Raw genomic sequence first — 18,421 nt, 5'->3', positions numbered from 1 at the left:
TGCAACATGGCGGGATAGGTTGAAGCTCGCTGGCGCTCGCGGCCCACCCCTTAATCCCCTCCCGCCTGCGGGAGGGGAAATTTGGTAGCTTACGCCGCTTCGGCAGCCAGCTTCTTCGCCTTTTCGATGGCTTCGTCGATGCCGCCGACCATGTAGAAGGCGTTTTCGGGCAGATGGTCATATTCGCCTTCGACCACGGCCTTGAACGACTTCACCGTGTCCTCGATCTGGACGAACTTGCCCGAGATGCCGGTGAAGACTTCGGCGACGTGGAAGGGCTGCGACAGGAACTTCTGGATCTTGCGGGCGCGGGCGACAGTGAGCTTATCTTCTTCCGACAGCTCGTCCATGCCCAGGATCGCGATGATATCCTGAAGCGACTTGTACTTTTGCAGGATCGACTGGACAGCGCGAGCCGTGTCGTAATGTTCCTGGCCCACGGTGCGGGGTTCGAGAACGCGGCTGGTCGAGTCCAGCGGATCGACCGCCGGATAGATGCCCAGTTCCGAAATGGCGCGGTTGAGAACGGTGGTGGCGTCCAAGTGTGCGAAGGAGGTCGCAGGCGCCGGGTCGGTCAAGTCGTCCGCGGGGACGTACACGGCCTGCACCGAGGTGATCGAACCCTTGTTGGTCGAGGTGATCCGCTCCTGAAGGGCGCCCATGTCGGTCGACAGGGTCGGCTGATAGCCCACGGCCGAAGGAATACGGCCGAGCAGAGCCGACACTTCCGCGCCCGCCTGGGTGAAGCGGAAGATGTTGTCGACGAAGAACAGCACGTCCTGGCCTTCCTGGTCGCGGAAATATTCCGCGATGGTGAGGCCCGACAGGGCGACGCGTGCACGGGCGCCCGGGGGCTCGTTCATCTGGCCGTAAACCAGCGCCACCTTCGAACCTTCGCTGATCGCGTTGCCGTCGGCGTCCTTGGCGATAACGCCCGCGTCGAGGAACTCGTGATAAAGGTCGTTACCTTCGCGGGTACGCTCACCGACGCCCGCGAACACGGAAGTGCCGCCATGGCCCTTCGCGATGTTGTTGATCAGTTCCTGAATGAGCACGGTCTTGCCGACGCCCGCGCCGCCGAACAGGCCGATCTTGCCGCCCTTGGCGTAGGGGGCGAGAAGGTCGATGACCTTGATGCCGGTGACGAGGATCGAGCTTTCAGTCGACTGATCGACGAACTCGGGAGCCTTGGCGTGGATCGGTGCGGTCAGCGTGGTGGCGACCGGGCCGCGTTCGTCGATCGGCTCGCCGACGACGTTCAGGATGCGGCCGAGGGTGGCCGGGCCGACGGGAACGCTGATCTGCGCGCCGGTGTCGGTCACTTCCTGACCGCGAGTCAGACCGTCGGTCGAGTCCATCGCGATGGTGCGGACGGTGTTTTCACCCAGATGCTGGGCGACTTCCAGAACAAGGCGGTTGCCGTTGTTGCTGGTTTCCAGCGCCGAGAGAATTGCGGGGAGCGCATCGGGGAAGGTCACGTCGACGACAGCGCCGATGACCTGCGAAATGCGGCCTACATTGTTGGTGGTTGCCATGACTGCTTCCTTGCGTGCGTGATCTTAGAGGGCTTCTGCGCCCGAGATGATTTCGACCAGTTCGGTGGTGATCGCGGCCTGGCGGCTGCGGTTATACTGAATGGTCAGCTTATTGATGAGGTCGCCAGCGTTGCGGGTCGCATTGTCCATGGCGGTCATCGATGCGCCCTGTTCGGACGCGTTGTTTTCCAGCAGCGCCTTGAAAATCTGCACCGTGATGTTGCGCGGCAGCAGGTCGTCGAGGATCGCTTCTTCGCTCGGTTCATATTCGACCGTTGCGGGGATGGCGTTGCGATCCGCGTCTTCGGGGAGCTTCACCGGGATGATCTGCTGCTCCGTCGGAATCTGGGCGAGGGCCGACTTGAAGCGCGAGAAGAAGAGATGCGCTACGTCGAACTTGCCGTTCAGATACATGTCGGTCAGCTCATGCGCGATCGCTTCGGCCTGAGCATAGCCCGGTTCCTTCGCGCCGGTGGTCTCGAACTGTGCGACGATCATGCCGGGGAAGGTGCGGTTGATGACCGGACGGCCCTTGCGGCCGATCAGGTAGAAGCGCACGGTCTTGCCCTGCTCGATCAGCTCGTCTGCCTTGGCGCGAGCCGCCTTGACGATGTTCGCGTTGAACGCGCCCGCAAGGCCACGGTCGGAGTTGGCGACGACCAGCAGATGGACGTCATCCTTACCGGTGCCAGCGAGCAATGGCGAGGCGCCTTCGCCGGAACCGCCCGCGATTTTCGACGCCAGCGAAGCGACGACGGCTTCCAGACGGCTGGAATAGGGGCGCGCGGCTTCGGCGGCAGCCTGCGCCTTGCGCAGCTTCGCGGCGGCGACCATCTGCTTCGCCTTGGTGATCTTCTGGGTCGATTTAACCGACCCGATGCGGATCTTCAGTTCCTTGAGGCTGGCCATGACGAACCTTCTGTTCGTCATCCTGACGAAAGTCAGGATCTCGTGCCTCCGGGCTGAACCCTTGGGCCTGAGATCCCAGCTTTCGCTGGGATGACGGATTATCCTTTACGCAAACGTCTTGCCGAACGAGTCCAGCGCAGCCTTCAGCTTGGCCTTGGGCTCGTCGCCCAGGTCCTTGCTGTCGCGGATCGCGGCGAGGACGTCGGCATGGTCGTGACGCAGATAGGCGAGCATCAGCTCTTCATAACGCGTCACGTCCTTGACGGGCACGCTGTCGAGATAGCCGTTGGTGCCGGCGAAGATCGACGCGGTCTGCTCTTCGAAGGGCAGCGGCGAGAACTGGGCCTGCTTCAGCAGTTCAGTGAGGCGCGCACCACGGTTCAGCAGCTTCTGGGTCGAAGCATCGAGGTCCGAACCGAACTGGGCGAAGGCCGCCATTTCGCGATACTGGGCCAGCTCCAGCTTGATCGAGCCCGAAACCTTCTTCATCGCCTTGGTCTGCGCGGCGGAACCGACGCGCGACACCGACAGGCCCACGTTAATGGCCGGACGGATGCCCTGGTAGAAGAGGTTGGTTTCGAGGAAGATCTGGCCGTCGGTGATCGAGATCACGTTGGTGGGGATGTAGGCCGACACGTCGCCCGCCTGCGTTTCGATGATCGGCAGCGCGGTCAGCGAACCGTTGCCGTTGGCATCGTTCATCTTGGCCGCACGCTCCAGGAGGCGGCTGTGCAGGTAGAAAACGTCGCCCGGATAGGCTTCGCGGCCCGGAGGACGACGCAGCAACAGCGACATCTGACGATAGGCGACTGCCTGCTTGGAAAGGTCGTCATAGACGATCACGGCGTGCATGCCGTTGTCGCGGAAGAATTCGCCCATGGTGACGCCGGTGTAGGGCGCCAGATACTGGAGCGGAGCGGGTTCCGAAGCGGTCGCGGCGACGACGATGGAATATTCCATCGCGCCATTTTCTTCGAGCTGCTTGACGATCTGCGCGACGGTCGAGCGCTTCTGGCCGATCGCGACGTAGATGCAGTAGAGCTTCTTGCCCTCGTCAGTGCCTGCGTTGATGTCCTTCTGGTTGATGAAGGTATCGATGGCGACGGCGGTCTTGCCGGTCTGACGGTCGCCGATGATCAGCTCGCGCTGGCCACGGCCTACGGGGACGAGAGCGTCGATCGCCTTAAGGCCGGTCTGCACGGGTTCGTGCACCGACTTACGGGGAATGATGCCCGGAGCCTTCACTTCAACGCGCTTGCGCTCGGTGTACTGGATCGGGCCTTTGCCATCGATCGGGTTGCCGAGGCCATCGACCACGCGGCCGAGCAGGCCCTTGCCGACGGGGACGTCGACGATGGTGCCGGTGCGCTTGACGGTGTCGCCTTCCTTGATCTCGGCATCCGAGCCGAAGATCACGACGCCGACATTGTCGGCTTCGAGGTTGAGCGCCATGCCCTGCACGCCGTTGGCGAACTCGACCATTTCGCCCGCCTGGACGTTGTCGAGGCCATGGACGCGGGCGATGCCGTCACCCACGGTCAGCACGGAACCGACTTCGCTCACCTGCGCTTCGGTGCCGAAATTGGCGATCTGGTCCTTGATGACCTTCGAAATTTCTGCGGCGTTGATATCCATGTTCAGCCTTTCATCGCCTGGGCGAGACTATTCAAACGGGTGCGGATGGAGGAATCGATCATCTGGCTGCCGATCTTGACGACCAGCCCGCCCAGGATCGCGGGATCGACCTTGGCTTCGAGCGCGACGTCGCGGCCGACGCGGGTGCGGAGGTTTTGCGCGAGCGCAGCGATCTGGTTCGAATCGAGCGGATGCGCGCTGGTCACTTCCGCGCGGACTTCGCCCTTGTGATTCGACAACAGCGTTTCATAGGCGCGGATGACGGCGGGCAGCTGCGACAGGCGGCGGTTCGCGGCGAGGACGCCAAGGAACTTCGTCGTCAGCGCGTCGATGCCGATGGATGCTGCGACCGCTGCGATCGTCTTTCCAGACGCGTCGCGGCTCAGCACGGGGTTGTTGATGAGGCTCTTGAAATCAGCCGATTCGGCGATCGCCGCCTTGATCGCACCGAGGCTGGCCGCCACGGTGTCGAGGGCGTTGCCGTCGCGAGCCAGATCGAACAGCGCAAGCGCGTAGCGTCCGCTGAGGCTAGCCTGAATGCCGCCGGTAGTCTCCACGCGCTTACCGTCCTCCATTGAGTTCACTGGCACTTGATTTGCCGGTCATGCAAAAAGAGGGGCGCGGTCTTATCCGTCCCGATCCCCTGTCGCCCGGCCGGTTAGCAGCGGCTTTATGACTATGCAAGTCATGGAACGCGATTCCGTCACAAGGATGGAACGGAGACGATTGGACAGCGCTTTCCGCCGCGCGATTTTGATCAGTTTACGGGGTCGGGGGGAGCGAGGCGGCCCTTGCGGCAATGATAGACCAAGCGTTCATTGGGCTGCGCGGGCAGCAGGGACGCAAGATCGCTTCGCAGGGCGGCGATCCGGGCGAGCAGATCGGGATCGGTCCCGCACGCCTTGATCGGGCCGTCCTTCAGCAAGGCGCGAGCCTTGTCCATCGCGTCGCCATCCGGCAGCCAGCGCTGGACGCGCAAGGTGCCGGTCGCCGGGTCAAAACGGCTGACGGTGATGAAGTTGCCCGAATCCGGGACGGCGGCGCGTTCCCATTCATTGCCGACGCTGACATATTGGCTGTTGCCGTTGGCGCAGCCGGTGCCGGTCCAGTTGAAGGGGACGTCGTTGGCCTCCGACACGGTGAGGCGGCTGCGGTTGAGATCGACGGCACAGACATTGTCGCCTTCCCATGCATAGGCATGGTTGCCCGTCACCCTGCCGTCGTCGGGCAGTTTCACACGCTCATCCACGCTGGAGAAGCTCGGCCGCAGCAGGAACAGTGCGACGGCGCCCAACAGCAAGAGGCCGCCGCCCGCCAGCGACCATGTTGCGCGGCGTTCGCGGCCCTGGCTGTAGAAGAGGCCGCCCGCGCCGAGCCCGAGCACCGCCAGCGCCAGAAGCACGGCCGCGCCCGCCATCGCATTTTCGCGGGCAGAGATGACTTCGCGTTCGGCGGCGTCGCGCGCCTTGTCCAGCGCGGCTTCGCGAGCGTCTGCACGAGCGCGTTCCGACTGTTCGCTCTGTTGCGCTTCACGCTGGGTGAGGGCGGCTTCGGCGGCGTCGGCTTCGGCCATGGATCGGCAGGGAACGACGGTGCGCAGGGACGAAACGCCCGCCTGCCGGAGGAAGGACGCGACCTCGCGCCAGGATACGGCGAACCCGAACTCGGCGTCATTGCCGTCCGAGACGGACCCGAAGCTGTTGACGCCCAGCACCCGGCCGCAATCGTCGACGAGCGGGCCGCCACTGTTCCCGGCGGCGAGGGGGGCGGTGTGGAGGACGGTGTCGAAACTGTGACTTGACCTGCCCGACGACAGGTTGCCGCTGGTCTTTACCGTGCCGAGCGGCTCCACCATTTCCTTGAGACCAAGGCCCTGGGCGCGGTCGACCGTGCCGGGATAGCCGATCGCGGTCACATGCTGCCCATCGCTGAGGGCGCCTGCGTAGAAGGTGCTGACGGGCAGGCGGCCTTCCTCAAGCTGGATGAGCGCGAGGTCGTTGCCGGGGGAGTAGGCGATGACGCGGCCGCCATAGCTTTTGCGGCCTTCGGAAGGGACGACGCCGATGACGAGGTTTTTTTCCTCGCGGGTCAGTTCGACGACATGGGCGTTGGTCAGCACCTTGTCTGGCGCGACCGCAAAGCCGCTGCCATGGCCGACGAAATAGGCCTCACTGCCGTCCGTCGCCACGATGGCGATGCGGACAACACCGCGCGCGGCGGCGGCGATGTCCTGCTGTTCGGCGCGCGCTGTCGCGGGCAGGGCGAGGGCGAGCAAGATGCAGAGGCGGCGGAAGAATTCGACCATGATGCGGCGCATTCATATGGTAAAGTCTGGCTGAGGCAATCGGGAAATGCTTTGGGCGCAAGAGGCGGGAAGGCTGGCCCGATCGCGCCTGTTATCCCATATGCATGAACCAGATGACCGAAGTTTCCGCCTCGACGCCGCTGCCGATGGATGACGATGCCTGCTGGAACGCGTTCCTGCGGCGTGATCGGGACGTGGATGGGCGGTTTGTGGGCGCGGTGCTGACCACCGGCATATATTGCAAGCCAAGCTGCGCGGCGCGGCATCCCCGGCGGGAGAATATGATCTTCTTGCCCGATCCTGCTTCGGCGAGGGCGGCGGGCTTTCGCGCCTGTCTGCGTTGTCGGCCGGATGAGGTCGGGCGGGATCGGTTGGCGGTTGAAGCGGCCAAGGCTTTCATTGCGGGGTGCGAGACGGTGCCCTCGTTGGAGGAGGTCGCAGCGCATGCGGGCTATGCGCCGCATCATTTCCATCGGCTGTTCAAGCGGGATACGGGCCTGACGCCTGCTGCTTATGCGCGGTCCTTGCGGGCCGAGCGGTTGAAGGCGGCTTTGGAGGGAGCAGGGAGCGTGACCAGCGCGATCTATGATGCGGGCTATAATGCGCCGAGCCGGGCCTATGCCGATGCGGATCGGCATTTGGGCATGACGCCGAGTGCGTGGAAGGATGGCGGGCGGGGCGTTGCGATCCGATTTGTGTTGGTGGGGAGCAACCTTGGGCCGGTGCTGGTCGCGGCGACCGATAGAGGATTGTGCCGGATCAGCTTTGATGAGGATGAGGGTGATCTGCGGCGGCGCTTTCCCAAGGCGGAAATCGTGCCGGGAGATGCGGCGCTGGACGCGCTGGCGGCGCAGGTGGTGCGGCTGATCGAGAATCCGGCTGAGCCTTTGGATTTGCCGATGGATGTGAATGGCACGGCTTTCCAGCAAGCGGTCTGGGCTGCGTTGAGGGCGATTCCGGCTGGAGAGACGCGGAGCTATGGCGAGATCGCTGCGGCGATTGGGAGGCCGGGGGCGGTTCGGGCTGCGGGGACGGCTTGTGGGGATAATGGGTTGGCCGTGGTTATTCCCTGCCATCGGGTGTTGCGGAGTGATGGTAGCCTTGGCGGCTATGCCTATGGTTTGGAGCGGAAAAAGGCTTTGTTGGAGCGGGAACGTGGGGGGCAGAAGGTAGGCTTGGATTATCGTGGATAATCATCCTCGCCATCGGCAGATGGGGAGGGGGACCGTTCGCGAAGCGAATGCTGGAGGGGGAAATCTCACAGGTCGTGCCACTTTCCCCTCCACCAGCCTGCGGCTGGTCCCCCTCCCCACGCTTCGCGCAGGGAGGATTTAAAGAGGTCGTTGCGTTGCGATCCCTTCAGCCGCTCCATGATCGCGCGCCGCTCGGCTTTGCTCATGTCGCGCCATCGGGCGATCTCCTGAACCGTCCGGCCACAGCCGGTGCAGATGCGGCCTGTCTTGTCCAGTTTGCAGATGTTGACGCAGGGGCTCTCCATAAGCGTTCAGGCCATCACATGAAGCTGTAGGGGTCGACATCCACCGCGACCCGCGTCCCTGATTTCCACGTGATGTTGTCCAGCCATTCGCGGATCGCCGCTTGCACGTCGATCTGGCGGCTGGCGTGGATCAGCAGGCGATGACGGTGGCGGCCGCGTAAGACTGATAACGGCGCGGGTGCGGGGCCATAGACGCGCATGCCGTCGATCGGCGGGGCGGACTTGCCGATCAGGCGGGCGACCTGGGCGGCTTCATCGGCGTCCTCGCTGGAGATGATGATCGCGGCGAAGCGGCCGAAGGGCGGGGCGTTGGCGCGGCGGCGGTTTTCGGTCTCGACCTCGTAAAAGCGTTCCGAATCGCCTGCGATCAGCGCCTTGATGACTTCGGCTTCGGGCATGCGGGTCTGGATGAAGACGCGGCCGGGTTTCTGTCCACGGCCTGCGCGGCCCGCTACCTGCACGATTTGCTGGAAGGTGCGTTCGGACGCGCGCAGGTCGCCGCCTTCAAGGCCGAGATCGGCGTCGATCACGCCGACCAGCGTCAGGTTGGGGAAGTGATAGCCCTTCGTCACCAGCTGGGTGCCGATGATGATGTCCACCGCGCCTGTTTCTACCGACTTCACGAACTCGGCGACCTTGGCGGGGGACCAGAGCGTGTCGGACGTGACGATGGCGGTGCGCGCTTGAGGCCAGAGCGCCTTTACCTCGTCTGCGATCCGCTCGACGCCGGGGCCGCAGGCGACGAGACTGTCCTCTTCCTTGCACTCCGGGCAGAAGCGGGGAGAGGGGATGACATGGCCGCAATGGTGGCAGGCGAGGCGCTTGGTCAGACGATGTTCGACCATCCAGGCGGTGCAGTTGGGGCATTGAAAGCGATAGCCGCAATGGCGGCACAGCGTCAGCGGCGCATAGCCCCGGCGATTCAGGAAGAGCAGGCTTTGTTCGCCCTTCTCCATCGTTTCATCTATCGCGCGGATGAGGGGCGGCGCGATCCAGCGGCCGCGTTCGGGCGGATCGGTGAGGAGATTGATGCCCTCGATTCCCGGCATTTCCGCGCCGCCGAAGCGGGCAGGCAGCTTGATTTCGCGATAGCGGCCAAGCTCTACCTGATGCCGGGTCTCGATGGCCGGGGTGGCGGATGCGAGGATGACGGGGAATTTCTCTATGAGGCCGCGCATCACCGCGACGTCGCGGGCGTGGTAATGGACGCCATCTTCCTGCTTGAAGCTGGCCTCATGCGCTTCATCGACAACGATCAGGCCGAGATTGGGATAGGGCAGGAACAGGGCGGATCGGGCACCGACGACGACCGCTGCGTCGCCCGAAGCGATAGCGCGCCACGCCCGGCGGCGTTCGGATTGGCGCAGGCCACTGTGCCAGCTGATCGGCACGGTGCCGAAGCGTTTTTCGAAGCGTTCGAGGAACGGTTCGGTCAGGGCGATTTCGGGCAGGAGGACCAGCACTTGCCGCCCTTCGCGGATGGCAGCGGCGATGGCTTCGAAATAGACCTCTGTCTTGCCGGAGCCGGTGACACCGTCGAGCAGAAAGGGGGCGAAGTCGCGTTGGTGTACTGCATCCACGAACTCGGTCGCAGCGTTGGCCTGTCCGTCGGAAAGCTGGGGCGGGGCGTGGTCGGGGTCGGGCCGGGGGAAGGGCGTGTCGATGCTGACTTCCACTGCTTCTAGCGCGCCCGCCTTTGCCAGTCCGCGTATCACGGCGTCGCTCACACCGCCGATCAGCGCCAGCTCGCGGATCAGTCCCTGCCGATCGCCGATGCGCTCCATCGCTTGCGTGCGTTGGTCGGTCATGCGCCCCTCAAGCTGATTGCCCGGCAGGTCGCCCGTCGCACGATATTCGATGACGGTGCGAGCCCCCTCCAGCGCCGACATCGACGCCAGCGTCATGCGCAGCACCGATGCGATGGGGGCGAGATAATAGTCCGCCGTCCATTCGATCAGGCGGCGGAGGCTTTCAGGGATCGGCGGCGCGTCCACGGGTCCGACGATGTTGCGCAGGCGATTGTCGCCGACGCTTTCAACATCGGGGAAGCTATCCTCTTCCCACACCACACCGATGATTTGCCGTGGGCCGAGCGGGGCGACGATAATGCTGCCCGGCTCAACGTTCATGCCGTGGGGCACGCGATAGTCGAGCGGCCCGAGGGCAGCGTTCAGAAGGATGACACGGGCGCGCGAACTCATCCGCCTCTCCCTATCGCCTGGGGGGCGGGAGGCAAGGCGGCGCGTTCAGATTTTCCAGCTGAGCGTCAGCCAGGGGACATGGACGACGGCATCGGGGGCCTGATCGCGGAAGCTCTGCTGGCGCATATAGAGCAGTTGGGCGTCGAGCGACTTGCTGAGCGGTTGGCGTAGGCCGATCTGGTGACGCATCACGGCGAGGCCGGTCTTGTCGCTGGGCTTGGCGCGGTTGAGGTGAAAGAAGAATTCGGTTGCGGCGATCAGGACCGGGGCTTTCGATGAGCCGAGCGGGATGGACGCCTGCACCCGCTGGCGAAGGCGCCAGCTTGCCCGGTCGGCGGTGTCGAAGAAGCGCTGCTCCATACGGGTGCGGGCCAGGAAAATGCCGCGAGTGAAGGTGGCCTGCTGGAACAGGCGTAGCTCTTGTTCTGGGCCAGAGTGGAAGAAGGCGATGCCGCCGCCGATCTGGAGGCCTTTGGCGACACGGTGGTCGAGCAGGATGCGGGCCGTCTGCTGCTCTCCATTGGAGCTGTCGCGGCGGAAACGCTGGCTGAGATCGAGTGTGATCGTGTCCGCCGGGCTGGCGGTGACGACAAGCGATTCGGTGAGCCAGGCTTGCGATTCCTCCGTTGCGGCGGTGGCGGACGGAGCGGCGAACGCCGCCAATAGGGTGAGTGCGCCCGATATGTGGCGTGGGCGCAGATAGCGGTGCATCGGTCAGTCCTTTGGAAAGTTGGGTCGTCATAATGTTACGGAGCTGTTTCCGTAAAGCCTGCCGCTGGCAATAATGGCTAAACCGGGGATCAGCCGCTAAAGGGGAGCCGATTCGCACATCCCGCCCGGAGCAGACCCATGAAGTTCTTCGTCGATACCGCCGACACCAACGAAATCCGCGACCTCGCCGCGACCGGCCTGCTGGACGGCGTGACCACCAACCCATCGCTGATCCACAAGTCGGGTCGCAAGTTCATGGAAGTGGTCGAGGAAATCTGCGGCATCGTCGATGGCCCGGTTTCCGCCGAAGTCGTCGCGCTCGACCATGAGACGATGATGAAGGAAGCCGAGGTGCTGCGGAAGATCGCGGACAATGTCTGCATCAAGGTGCCGCTGACCATCGATGGCCTCAAGACCTGCAAGGCGCTGACCAGCGAAGGCACGATGGTCAATGTGACGCTCTGCTTCTCGGCCAATCAGGCGCTGCTGGCGGCGAAGGCGGGCGCGAGCTTCATTTCGCCTTTCGTCGGGCGTCATGATGACAATGGCTTCGATGGCATGAAGCTGATCGAGGATATCCGTCTGATCTACGACAATTATGCGTTCGACACGGAAATCCTGGTCGCGAGCGTGCGCCACCCGATCCATGTGCTGGAAAGCGCGAAGATCGGTGCGGACGTGATGACGGCGCCGCCTTCGGTCATCAAGGCGCTGTTCAACCATGTGCTGACCGAGAAGGGAATCGCGGGCTTCCTGGCGGACTGGGAGAAGACCGGGCAGTCGGTTCTTTAAGGTTCATGACATCTCCAACCGTTCGCCCTGAGCCTGTCGAAGGGCTTTCCTTTTCTTAAAAATGCGAAGGAAAGGGCTTCGACAAGCTCAGCCCGAACGGAGGGGGGCGTGCTTTCTCCGCTTGGTTCGCAACCTCTTGCCCGATGCATCATTCTCTCCTGTGAAGGAGAGGTGCGATGTTCGTCGCAGTCTATTGGTGGCGGGTGCATCCGGGGAAGGAAGATCAGTTTCGCGCGGCGTGGCGGCGCGGGACTGACCTGATCCGGGAGAAATATGGCAGTTTCGGTTCGCGGCTCCATCGGGACGCGGACGGGCGCTTTGTCGGCTATGCGGAGTGGCCGGACGAAGAGACATGGCGCGCGGCTTTCGACCAGAAGATGGTCTATGATGAGCCGGAAACGCGTGCCGCCTTTGTCGATGCGATCGCGGAAGTGCCAGCCGATGCCGACCCGATCTTCACCATGAGGGTGACGGACGACCTGCTCATGCGGGCGCGGCCGGATGACAATCCGCTCGATGGCGAATAGAAACGGCCTCGACTTTGGCTGGGGATTCCTCGCCGCTGCGATACTCATCGGCGGGTTGCTGATGCTGCTGTTCGGTTGGCGCTTGTAGCCAAGATGGCGACCCCGACAGGATTCGAACCTGTGACCATTCGCTTAGAAGGCGAATGCTCTATCCAGCTGAGCTACGGGGCCGCACCGGCGCTTCGATAGCGGGGCTTGTGTCCGCGCGCAATCATGCCTGCCATTGCATTTGTGCGGCGGGCCGATATGCAAGGGCGCATGACCGATTTGGGGGTTCGGAAAATCGATGCGGAGGCGCTTGGCCAGCGGCCGATGCGCTATTTCGATTTCTCCATCGTGGCGTTCGTCGCCATATTGCTGCTGTCGAACCTGATCGGCGCGGCGAAGCTGTCGACCGTTGGCGGCTTTACATTCGGTGCTGGCATCCTCTTCTTTCCGCTCGGCTATGTGCTGGGGGACGTGCTGACGGAGGTCTATGGCTATGCCCGCGCGCGGCGATGCGTTTGGGCGGGCTTTGGCGCGATGCTGTTCATGGCGCTGATGAGTTGGGTGGTGGTGAAGCTGCCTCCGGCGGAGGGCTGGCCGGACCAGAAGGCCTATGAAGCGGTGTTCGGCAATACATGGCGCATCGTCTTTGCGTCGCTCGCCGCATTTTGGGCGGGGGAGTTCGCCAACAGTTTCGTGCTGGCGAAGATGAAGCTGCTGACGCAGGGCAAGCATCTGTGGATGCGGACGATCGGATCGACGATCGTGGGGCAGGGGGTGGACAGCCTGCTTTTCTATCCGCTGGCCTTTTATGGTGAGTGGAGCAATGCCCAGGTGCTGACGGTGATGGTCACCAACTGGATGTTGAAGGTGACGTGGGAAGCGGTGCTGACGCCGGTGACCTATCTGGTGGTGAATAGCCTGAAGCGCGCCGAGGGGCTGGACGTCTATGATGAGGGAACGGATTTCACGCCGTTCCGGACGCGGATTTAGCGGCCGCCTCTTCAGTCCGGATAGTTTGCTCGCACGAAATAAAGCCCGTCTGGCGGAGCGTTGAGGCCGAGCGCGGCTCGGTCCTTCGCATCCCGGGCGGCGCGCATGTCGGCTATCGACCAGCGTCCCATGCCGACCAACGCCAGGCAACCGACCATCGAGCGCACTTGATGATGCAGGAAGGAGCGTGCTCCGGCGTGGATGGCGATGCGGTCGCCTTCGCGCTCTACGTCGAGGCGGTCGAGTGACTTCAATGGGCTTTCCGCCTGGCAATGGGCCGAGCGGAAGGTGGTGAAGTCGTGGCGGCCGACGAGCAGCTGCGCGGCCTCCTGCATGGCGTCGGTGTCGAGCGGCTGGATGACGCGCCAGACGAGGCCGTTCTCAAAGGTCAGTGGCGCGCGTCGGTTGGCGATGCGGTAGACATAGGCGCGGCCGGTACAGGAGAAGCGGGCGTGCCAGTCATCGGCTACGGTTTCGCAGGCGAGGATGGCGACGGGGTCGGGACGCAGGAGCGCGTTCATCGCTTCCATCAGGCGGAAGGGCGCGATCGGCTTTTCTATGTCGGCATGGGCGCGCATGGCGAGGCCGTGGACTCCGGCATCGGTTCGGCCAGCTGCGTGAATCACGGAGCGCTCGCCGGTGATGGCGTGGATGGCGTCTTCCAGTGCCTGCTGGACGCTGGGGCCGTGCGCCTGCCGTTGCCAGCCCATGAAGGGGCGGCCGTCAAATTCTACGGTGAAGGCGAAGCGGGTCATTGGGGGTTATGTCAGCGAAAATATTGGCGCCGTCATCCCAGCGGAAGCTGGGATGTTGGGCCATGTGGCATGCCGTCCCCTGAGATCCCAGCTTTCGCTGGGATGACGGTTGGGAGGTGAAGTGGGATTAACCATCGACGCGCGACCCTGCGGGCATGTCGTAGCCGCGGAGCAGTTCGCCCGGAGACATCGCGCCCTTGCCCGCGCGCTGGATCAGGGTGGGGCGGATCGCGCCGTGGCCGCAGCCGATGAGCAGGCTGTTGTCGAGCAGTTCGCCTGGCTGACCGGCATGTTCCTCGACCTGGGCGGCGAGGATGCGGAAGCGTTCTCCGCGATATTCCAGGAATGCGCCGGGGAAGGGGTTGAAGGCGCGAATCTGTCGTTCGACCTGATGCGCGTCGCGGGTGAAGTCGAGACGGGCTTCGCTTTTGTCGATCTTGGCGGCGTAGGTGACGCCCTCTTCGGGCTGAGACACGGGCGGGTGCGCAGGGAGGTCGTCCAAGACCTCGACCATCAATTCAGCGCCTGCCTGCGCCAGCTCTGCGGTGAGCGTGCCAGCCGTCTTGTCCTCAATTGGGGTCACATGCTTGGCGCGCATCGGGCCGGTGTCGAGGCCCGCTTCCATGTTCATGATCGTGACGCCGGTTACATTGTCCCCGGACAATATCGCACGCTGGATCGGGGCCGCGCCACGCCAGCGGGGGAGCAGGGACGCATGGATGTTGAGGCAGCCGGAACGGGGCGCTTCCAGTATGGCGCGCGGCAGGATGAGGCCGTAGGCGGCTACCACCGCGACATCGGCATTGAGAGCGGCAAAGGTGGATTGCACCGCCGCGTCCTTGAGTGAGATCGGCGTGCGCACCTCTATGCCCATCTCCTCCGCCTGAGCCTGAACGGGGGAGGGACGCAACGCCTTTCCACGCCCGGCGGGGCGGGGTGGTTGGCTGTACACCGCCACGATCTCGTGCCCGGCCTTGGCCAGCGTCACGAGGGCGGGGACGGCGAAATCCGGGGTTCCCATGTAGATGATGCGCATAGTCGCCTCTCAACTCTTTTGACCCCGGACTTGCAAGCCCCTATCTCGGTTCCATGGCTTCTCCCGAAATCGATGCGCTGACGCAGGCGCTGTCCCGTCTGCCGGGCCTTGGCCCGCGTTCGGCGCGGCGCGCTGTGCTGCACCTGCTGAAGAAGCGGGAAAGCGCGCTGGAACCGCTGCTGCGTGCGCTTGATGCGGTGAATGATCGGCTGGTTACGTGCGGTTTATGCGGGAATGTCGATACGGTGGATCCCTGCGGCATCTGTGCCGACCCGCGCCGCGACGCTCGCGCGCTGTGCGTGGTGGAGGATGTGGCGGACCTGTGGGCGCTCGACAAGTCGAGGCTTTTTCCGGGGCGTTTCCATGTATTAGGTGGGCGATTGTCGGCGCTGGAAGGGGTGCGGCCGGAAGACCTTTCCATCGATGCGCTGGTGACGCGAGTCGAAGCGGGCGGCATTGATGAAGTGGTGCTGGCGATGAACGCGACGCTGGAGGGGCAGACCACCGCGCATTATCTGGCGGAACGGCTGGAGCGCTTTCCGGTGCGGCTGACGCAGTTGGCCCATGGCGTGCCTGTGGGCGGTGAACTCGACTATCTGGATGAGGGCACATTGGCGCAGGCTTTGCGGGCGCGGCGGCCTCTTGGGTGAATTTGGCGGTCGCTTGAAAAAGCCCGTCATTGCGGCTATTTTAACCACATGGCCATTCTTCCAATCCTTGAGGCGCCTGACCCGCGCCTGCGTAACATTTCGTCTCCGGTGGAGGCGATCGATGACGATCTGCAACGCCTGATCGATGATATGTTTGAAACTATGTACGACGCTCCGGGCATAGGCCTTGCGGCGATACAGGTTGGCGTGCCGAAGCGTGTGCTGGTGATGGATTTGCAGGAGCCCGAATCGGATGAAGAGGGTGCGCCTTCGGTGAAAAAGCCGATGGTGTTCATCAATCCTGAGATTTTGGAGGGTTCGGCGGACCTGTCAGTCTATAATGAGGGCTGCCTGTCGGTACCGGACCAATATGCCGAGGTGGAGCGGCCCGCGACGATCCGGGCGAGTTGGATGGATCGCGAAGGGCGCATCCATGAGGAGCAGCTGGAAGGCTTGCTGGCGACCTGCTTGCAGCACGAGATGGATCATTTGCAGGGCGTGCTGTTCATCGATCATCTCTCGCGGTTGAAGCGGGACATGTTGATGAAGAAGCTGGTGAAGGCGCGCAAGGCGGCCTAAGCGCTTTCTAATCGGTCATGCCAGCGCAAGCTGGCATCTCGTTAGGTTAAGCGGGAGCAATCCGGCCCGAGATCCCAGCTTTCGCTGGGATGACGGGAAAGATCAGGCAGCCCCATCCGTGTCGAGCGCGTAACCTGCCGAACGTACCGTGCGGATGATGTCGCGATATTGGCCGTCGGCGTTGATTGCCTTGCGCAGGCGGCGGATGTGGACGTCGACCGTGCGCAGTTCGATGTCGCTGTCCTGACCCCAGACGCTGTCCAGCAGCCGCTCGCGCGAGAAGACCCAGCCGGGATGCTCCAGGAAATGCTTGAGCAGGCGGAATTCTGTGGGGCCGAGGGGGATCACCTGGCCGCCGCGCCGCACCTTGTGACCGACGGTGTCCATTTCCACGTCTGCAAAAGTGAGCGTTTCGCCAGCGAGGGCGGGGCGCACGCGGCGGAGGACTGCGCCGACGCGCGCCACCAGTTCGCGGGGGGAGAAAGGCTTGGTGACATAATCGTCGGCGCCGGTTTCCAGGCCGCGAACCCGATCTTCCTCCTCACCGCGCGCTGTCAGCATGATGATCGGCACATTGGCCGTGCCGTTCATGCGGCGCAGACGGCGGCAGACTTCGATGCCGGACAGGCTTTCCACCATCCAGTCGAGCAGGACGATGTCGGGCACATTTTCCTGCGCCAGCAGCAAGGCCTCCTCACCATCGACGGTGTGGGCGACCTCGAAATCCTCGCGCTTGAAATGCCAGATGAGAAGTTCTGCGAGTGCCGCGTCGTCTTCAACCAGAAGCATCTTGGCTCTCGCCATGCTCAATCCTCCAGGGGTTGGGTGCCGCCGCGTTCGCGTTCCGGGGCCATCTGGCCGGTCGCGGCGTAATAGACCATCTCCGCGACATTCGTGGCGTGGTCGCCGATCCGTTCGATATTCTTCGCGATGAAGAGCAGGTGCGCGCACTCGCTGATGGTCTTGGGATTTTCGACCATATAGGTGACGAGGCTGCGGAAGACGCTGTTGTAGAAATCATCGACCACCGTGTCGCGCTCGATCACGGCTGTGGCGAGATCGGCGTCGCGGGCCGCGAAGGCGTTGAGCGCGTCGTGCACCATTTCGGCCGCTACCTGACCCATGGAGGGGAGGAGGGAGACCGGCTCCAGCGTGCGCTGGTTGGTGGCGATCAGGGGAACGCGCTTGGCGATATTCTTGGCATAGTCGCCGATGCGTTCGACCACGCCGACGATCTTCAGCGCAGCGATGACGTCGCGCAGGTCGTTGGCCATGGGCGCGCGCAGGGCGATGACCTGGATTACCAGCTTTTCAACTTCCGCCTCTATGGCGTCGATGCGCTTGTCGTCGGCGACCACCTGCGCGGCGAGCGTCTTGTCCTGCCGCTGGAGGGCAACCATCGCATTCTCGATGGCCGCTTCGGCGCGGCCGCCCATTTCGGCGATGAGGCCGCGCAGCTTGTCGATTTCCTCGTCAAACGCCTTGATCGTATGTTCTGCCATTATCTCTCTCCCCGGATCAGCCGTAGCGGCCGGTGATGTAATCCTTGGTCCGCTCTTGGCGGGGGTTGGTGAAGATGTCGCTCGTCACGCCATATTCGACCAGTTCGCCCAGATGGAAGAAGGCGGTGCGCTGCGACACGCGGGCGGCCTGCTGCATATTGTGGGTGACGATGACGATCGCGTAGCGGCCGCGCAGTTCGTGGATCAGCTCCTCGATCTTTGCGGTCGCGATCGGGTCGAGCGCCGAGCAGGGCTCGTCCATCAGGATGACTTCGGGTTCGACCGCAATGGCGCGGCCGATGCAGAGGCGCTGTTGCTGGCCACCTGACAAGGCGGTGCCGCTGTCGTGCAGGCGGTCCTTCACTTCTTCCCACAGGCCAGCGCGGCGTAGCGATTTTTCGACGATGACGTCGAGGTCCGCTTTGGCATGGGCCAAGCCGTGGATGCGCGGGCCGTAAGCGATATTCTCGTAAATCGACTTGGGGAAGGGGTTGGGCTTCTGGAACACCATGCCGACGCGGGCGCGCAGTTGCACGACGTCCATCGAGGGGGCGTAGATGTCCTCCCCGTCGAGGGTGATCGTGCCTTCGACGCGGGCGGAAGCGACGGTGTCGTTCATGCGGTTCAGCGTCCGCAGGAATGTCGACTTGCCGCAGCCCGACGGGCCGATGAAGGCCGTCACATTGTCCATATCGACGTCGATCGAGACGCCCTTGATCGCCTGCTTTTCGCCGTAGAAGACCTTCACGTCGCGCGCGGTCATCTTGGTTTCGGTGGCGGGCACCAGTGTCTGTGGTTCGTGCATCAT

General features: G+C 63.6%; 19 protein-coding genes and 1 tRNA gene. 6 read left to right on the top strand and 14 right to left on the bottom strand.

Features of this window, described 5'->3' with window-relative positions; translation table 11 throughout:
• Positions 1–89 precede the first annotated feature (89 nt).
• From atpD to ACZ5U1_RS07195, 5 genes are all read right to left on the bottom strand, one after another.
• Positions 90–1,535 carry a F0F1 ATP synthase subunit beta gene (gene atpD, locus ACZ5U1_RS07215; RefSeq protein ID WP_464777811.1) on the bottom strand — a complete coding sequence of 482 codons (1,446 nt, stop codon included), beginning with the start codon at positions 1,533–1,535 and terminating at the stop codon, positions 90–92.
• A 24-nt stretch (positions 1,536–1,559) separates the two neighbouring features.
• Positions 1,560–2,444 carry a F0F1 ATP synthase subunit gamma gene (locus ACZ5U1_RS07210; RefSeq protein WP_464777810.1) on the bottom strand — a complete coding sequence of 295 codons (885 nt, stop codon included), beginning with the start codon at positions 2,442–2,444 and terminating at the stop codon, positions 1,560–1,562.
• Between the two features lie 105 nt (positions 2,445–2,549).
• Positions 2,550–4,079: a F0F1 ATP synthase subunit alpha gene (gene atpA, locus ACZ5U1_RS07205; RefSeq protein ID WP_464777809.1), complete on the bottom strand. Its 1,530-nt coding sequence runs from the start codon at positions 4,077–4,079 to the stop codon at positions 2,550–2,552.
• Between the two features lie 2 nt (positions 4,080–4,081).
• Positions 4,082–4,636 (bottom strand): F0F1 ATP synthase subunit delta, encoded by a 555-nt coding sequence (locus ACZ5U1_RS07200; RefSeq protein WP_464777808.1) that lies wholly within the window; start codon positions 4,634–4,636, stop codon positions 4,082–4,084.
• A 200-nt stretch (positions 4,637–4,836) separates the two neighbouring features.
• Positions 4,837–6,384, bottom strand: a complete 1,548-nt coding sequence (locus ACZ5U1_RS07195) for a S1C family serine protease (protein WP_464777807.1) — start codon at positions 6,382–6,384, stop codon at positions 4,837–4,839.
• 104 nt (positions 6,385–6,488) lie between these two features.
• Between ACZ5U1_RS07195 and ada the strand changes: the two genes are divergently transcribed.
• Positions 6,489–7,577: a bifunctional DNA-binding transcriptional regulator/O6-methylguanine-DNA methyltransferase Ada gene (gene ada, locus ACZ5U1_RS07190; RefSeq protein WP_464777806.1), complete on the top strand. Its 1,089-nt coding sequence runs from the start codon at positions 6,489–6,491 to the stop codon at positions 7,575–7,577.
• A gap of 65 nt (positions 7,578–7,642) precedes the next feature.
• On the opposite strand, the gene ACZ5U1_RS07185 is transcribed toward ada, so the two are convergent.
• The 3 genes from ACZ5U1_RS07185 to ACZ5U1_RS07175 are packed head-to-tail and all read right to left on the bottom strand — an operon-like array spanning position 7,643 to position 10,794.
• A complete protein-coding gene (locus ACZ5U1_RS07185; protein ID WP_464777805.1) occupies positions 7,643–7,882 on the bottom strand; it encodes a DUF1289 domain-containing protein in 240 nt (79 codons plus the stop codon).
• A 14-nt stretch (positions 7,883–7,896) separates the two neighbouring features.
• Positions 7,897–10,083 carry a primosomal protein N' gene (locus ACZ5U1_RS07180; RefSeq protein ID WP_464777804.1) on the bottom strand — a complete coding sequence of 729 codons (2,187 nt, stop codon included), beginning with the start codon at positions 10,081–10,083 and terminating at the stop codon, positions 7,897–7,899.
• Positions 10,084–10,128: 45 nt separating this feature from the next.
• Positions 10,129–10,794 carry a DUF2490 domain-containing protein gene (locus ACZ5U1_RS07175; RefSeq protein ID WP_464777803.1) on the bottom strand — a complete coding sequence of 222 codons (666 nt, stop codon included), beginning with the start codon at positions 10,792–10,794 and terminating at the stop codon, positions 10,129–10,131.
• Positions 10,795–10,932: 138 nt separating this feature from the next.
• Between ACZ5U1_RS07175 and fsa the strand changes: the two genes are divergently transcribed.
• Positions 10,933–11,586, top strand: coding sequence for a fructose-6-phosphate aldolase (gene fsa, locus ACZ5U1_RS07170; RefSeq protein WP_464777802.1), 654 nt, complete (start codon positions 10,933–10,935; stop codon positions 11,584–11,586).
• Positions 11,587–11,762: 176 nt separating this feature from the next.
• Positions 11,763–12,113, top strand: a complete 351-nt coding sequence (locus ACZ5U1_RS07165) for an antibiotic biosynthesis monooxygenase family protein (protein ID WP_464777801.1) — start codon at positions 11,763–11,765, stop codon at positions 12,111–12,113.
• A 94-nt stretch (positions 12,114–12,207) separates the two neighbouring features.
• On the opposite strand, the gene ACZ5U1_RS07160 is transcribed toward ACZ5U1_RS07165, so the two are convergent.
• A tRNA-Arg gene (locus tag ACZ5U1_RS07160) sits at positions 12,208–12,284 on the bottom strand.
• Between the two features lie 87 nt (positions 12,285–12,371).
• Between ACZ5U1_RS07160 and ACZ5U1_RS07155 the strand changes: the two genes are divergently transcribed.
• On the top strand, positions 12,372–13,091 hold the full coding sequence (locus tag ACZ5U1_RS07155; RefSeq protein ID WP_464777800.1) for a queuosine precursor transporter: 720 nt from the start codon (positions 12,372–12,374) through the stop codon (positions 13,089–13,091).
• An 11-nt stretch (positions 13,092–13,102) separates the two neighbouring features.
• On the opposite strand, the gene truA is transcribed toward ACZ5U1_RS07155, so the two are convergent.
• The gene (truA, locus tag ACZ5U1_RS07150) at positions 13,103–13,846 is read right to left on the bottom strand and encodes a tRNA pseudouridine(38-40) synthase TruA (RefSeq protein WP_464777799.1); all 744 of its coding nucleotides are present in this window, start codon (positions 13,844–13,846) and stop codon (positions 13,103–13,105) included.
• Positions 13,847–13,973: 127 nt separating this feature from the next.
• Complete coding sequence (gene fmt / locus ACZ5U1_RS07145) at positions 13,974–14,882, bottom strand: methionyl-tRNA formyltransferase (RefSeq protein ID WP_464777798.1); 909 nt, start codon at positions 14,880–14,882, stop codon at positions 13,974–13,976.
• 53 nt (positions 14,883–14,935) lie between these two features.
• Here fmt and recR point away from each other — a divergent pair, with 53 nt between their 5' ends.
• Both recR and def read left to right on the top strand, forming a co-directional pair.
• Positions 14,936–15,532 carry a recombination mediator RecR gene (recR, locus tag ACZ5U1_RS07140; protein ID WP_464777797.1) on the top strand — a complete coding sequence of 199 codons (597 nt, stop codon included), beginning with the start codon at positions 14,936–14,938 and terminating at the stop codon, positions 15,530–15,532.
• Positions 15,533–15,580: 48 nt separating this feature from the next.
• A complete protein-coding gene (gene def, locus ACZ5U1_RS07135) occupies positions 15,581–16,111 on the top strand; it encodes a peptide deformylase (protein WP_464777796.1) in 531 nt (176 codons plus the stop codon).
• A 102-nt stretch (positions 16,112–16,213) separates the two neighbouring features.
• Here the strand turns inward: def and phoB are convergent, their stop codons facing one another.
• From phoB to pstB, 3 genes are read right to left on the bottom strand one after another with little or no spacing between them, the layout of a single operon-like run.
• Positions 16,214–16,915, bottom strand: coding sequence for a phosphate regulon transcriptional regulator PhoB (gene phoB / locus ACZ5U1_RS07130; protein ID WP_464777795.1), 702 nt, complete (start codon positions 16,913–16,915; stop codon positions 16,214–16,216).
• A 2-nt stretch (positions 16,916–16,917) separates the two neighbouring features.
• Positions 16,918–17,613 carry a phosphate signaling complex protein PhoU gene (gene phoU, locus ACZ5U1_RS07125; RefSeq protein ID WP_464777794.1) on the bottom strand — a complete coding sequence of 232 codons (696 nt, stop codon included), beginning with the start codon at positions 17,611–17,613 and terminating at the stop codon, positions 16,918–16,920.
• A 16-nt stretch (positions 17,614–17,629) separates the two neighbouring features.
• Complete coding sequence (gene pstB, locus ACZ5U1_RS07120; RefSeq protein ID WP_464779987.1) at positions 17,630–18,418, bottom strand: phosphate ABC transporter ATP-binding protein PstB; 789 nt, start codon at positions 18,416–18,418, stop codon at positions 17,630–17,632.
• Positions 18,419–18,421 lie beyond the last annotated feature (3 nt).

The sequence above is a fragment of the Sphingobium sp. TomTYG72 genome (assembly GCF_055394715.1).
Note: the sequence above shows the minus strand (reverse complement) of the source record. Positions and strands in the feature narration are given on the sequence as shown.